1 rRNA gene is annotated in these 3,000 nt (G+C 55.0%); it reads right to left on the bottom strand.

The features are described 5' to 3' along the window. Window positions 1-14: 14 nt before the first annotated feature. Window positions 15-2,935: ribosomal RNA gene (locus tag H7C19_RS32425) — 23S ribosomal RNA — on the bottom strand. Window positions 2,936-3,000: the final 65 nt, after the last annotated feature.

Below are 3,000 nucleotides of genomic sequence, written 5' to 3'. Positions count from 1 at the left end.
ACGGGTGTTGGTTGTAGGATAAGCCCTCGACCGATTAGTACTCGTCAGCTACACACATTGCTGTGCTTACACCCCGAGCCTATCAACCTGGTGTTCTTCCAGGGGTCTTACGAATTGGGAAATCTCATCTTGAGGCGGGCTTCGCGCTTAGATGCTTTCAGCGCTTATCCCTCCCGCACTTGGCTACCCAGCGATGCTCCTGGCGGAACAACTGGTACACCAGCGGTGCGTCCATCCCGGTCCTCTCGTACTAAGGACAGCCCCTCTCAAATTTCCTACGCCCGCGACAGATAGGGACCGAACTGTCTCACGACGTTCTGAACCCAGCTCGCGTACCGCTTTAATGGGCGAACAGCCCAACCCTTGGGACCTACTTCAGCCCCAGGATGCGATGAGCCGACATCGAGGTGCCAAACCTCCCCGTCGATGTGGACTCTTGGGGGAGATAAGCCTGTTATCCCCAGGGTAGCTTTTATCCGTTGAGCGATGGCCCTTCCATTCGGTACCACCGGATCACTAAGCCCGACTTTCGTCCCTGCTCGACTTGTAGGTCTCGCAGTCAAGCTCCCTTATGCCTTTGCACTCTTCGAATGATTTCCAACCATTCTGAGGGAACCTTGGGGCGCCTCCGTTACGCTTTAGGAGGCGACCGCCCCAGTCAAACTGTCCGCCTGACACGGTCCCTTCACCGGATTCACGGTGACAGGTTAGAACTCCGATACGATCAGGGTGGTATCCCAACGGCGCCTCCATTGAAGCTTGCGCTCCAACTTCAAAGGCTCCCACCTATCCTGTACAGACCGTACCAAAGTTCAATATCAAGCTACAGTAAAGCTCCATGGGGTCTTTCCGTCACGTCGCGGGTAACCTGCATCTTCACAGGTACTAAAATTTCACCGGATCTCTCGTTGAGACAGCGCCCAAGTCGTTACGCCATTCGTGCGGGTCAGAATTTACCTGACAAGGAATTTCGCTACCTTAGGACCGTTATAGTTACGGCCGCCGTTTACTGGGGCTTCGGTTCACAGCTTCGGGTTGCCCCTAACCGCTCCCCTTAACCTTCCAGCACCGGGCAGGCGTCAGCCCGTATACTTCGCCTTACGGCTTCGCACAGACCTGTGTTTTTGCTAAACAGTCGCTTGGGCCTATTCACTGCGGCCCCCTCGGGCTATTCACCCTACCGAGGCACCCCTTCTCCCGAAGTTACGGGGTCATTTTGCCGAGTTCCTTAACGAGAGTTCTTCCGCGCGCCTTAGAATTCTCATCTCGCCTACCTGTGTCGGTTTACGGTACGGGCACCTTCGCCTGGCTAGAGGCTTTTCTTGGCAGCGTGAGCACGAGACCTTCGGTACTGTAATTTTCCCTCCCCATCACAGCTCAAGGTATTAGCATGCGGATTTGCCTACATGCACCCCTCACTGCTTGGACGAGCTATTCCATCAGCTCGCGTCTTTGCCCTCCTGCGTCCCCCCATTGCTCGTAACGGCTTACGGTGGTACAGGAATTTCAACCTGTTGTCCTTCGACTACGCCTTTCGGCCTCGCCTTAGGTCCCGACTTACCCTGAGCGGACGAACCTTCCTCAGGAACCCTTAGGCTTTCGGCGGACAGGATTCTCACCTGTCTTTTCGTTACTCATACCGGCATTCTCACTTGAATGCAGTCCACCTGTCCTCTCGGTCAGACTTCTACCCGCATTCAACGCTCCCCTACCCAAGNNCATGCCATAGCTTCGGTGGTGTGTTTAGCCCCGTTACATTTTCGGCGCAGAGTCACTCGACCAGTGAGCTATTACGCACTCTTTAAATGGTGGCTGCTTCTAAGCCAACATCCTGGTTGTCTTCGCAACTCCACATCCTTTCCCACTTAACACACACTTGGGGACCTTAGCTGATGATCTGGGCTCTTTCCCTCTTGACGACGGATCTTAGCACTCGCCGTCTGACTCCCGAGTATACATACATGGCATTCGGAGTTTGACTGGACTTGGTAACCCTTGGCGGGCCCCGCACCCAATCAGTGCTCTACCTCCACGATGCTTCACCTCGAGGCTAGCCCTAAAGCTATTTCGGGGAGAACCAGCTATCTCCGAGTTCGATTGGAATTTCTCCCCTACCCCCACGTCATCCCCAAGCTTTTCAACGCTTGTGAGTTCGGGCCTCCAGTAAGTGTTACCTCACCTTCACCCTGCACAGGGGTAGATCACACGGTTTCGGGTCTACGCCTACGTACTAAAGCGCCCTATTCAGACTCGCTTTCGCTGCGGCTCCGTCTCTCCGACTTAACCTCGCACGTAAACGTAACTCGCCGGTTCATTCTACAAAAGGCACGCCATCACCCCTAGATCGGGCTCTGACTTCTTGTAAGCGCACGGTTTCAGGTTCTTTTTCACTCCGCTCCCGCGGTGCTTTTCACCTTTCCCTCACGGTACTGCTTCACTATCGGTCGCCAGGGAGTATTTAGCCTTGGCAGATGGTCCTGCCGGATTCCCACGGGGTTTCTCGTGTCCCGCGGTACTCGGGATCCGTCTCGGAGGGAGCAGACTTTCGGCTACAGGGCTTTTACCTTCTATGCCGGGCCTTTCCAGACCTCTTCGCCTAACCTGCTCCTTTGTAACTCCATGTGAGACGTCCCACAACCCCAGGAGGCAAGCCTCCTGGTTTGGGCTAATCCGCTTTCGCTCGCCGCTACTGACGGAATCACTCTTGTTTTCTTCTCCTCCAGGTACTTAGATGTTTCAGTTCCCTGGGTATGCCTCCTCATGAGCTATGGATTCACTCATGGGTGACTGGGCATTACCCCAGCCGGGTTTCCCCATTCGGACATCCCCGGATCAAAGCCTGCTTACGGCTCCCCGAGGCAATTTCGCTGTTCGCCGCGTCCTTCTTAGGCTCCTGGCGCCTAGGCATCCTCCGTGCGCCCTTATTAGCTTAACCATATAGCTCCGAGATGCTGGCCTGATCGTCGTTCTCCCCCAGTTTCTTGATTCCACTTTACAGCG

Origin of the sequence: Cohnella nanjingensis (assembly GCF_014212125.1) — a bacterium.
Lineage (GTDB): Bacteria > Bacillota > Bacilli > Paenibacillales > Paenibacillaceae > Cohnella > Cohnella nanjingensis.
Note: the sequence above shows the minus strand (reverse complement) of the source record. Positions and strands in the feature narration are given on the sequence as shown.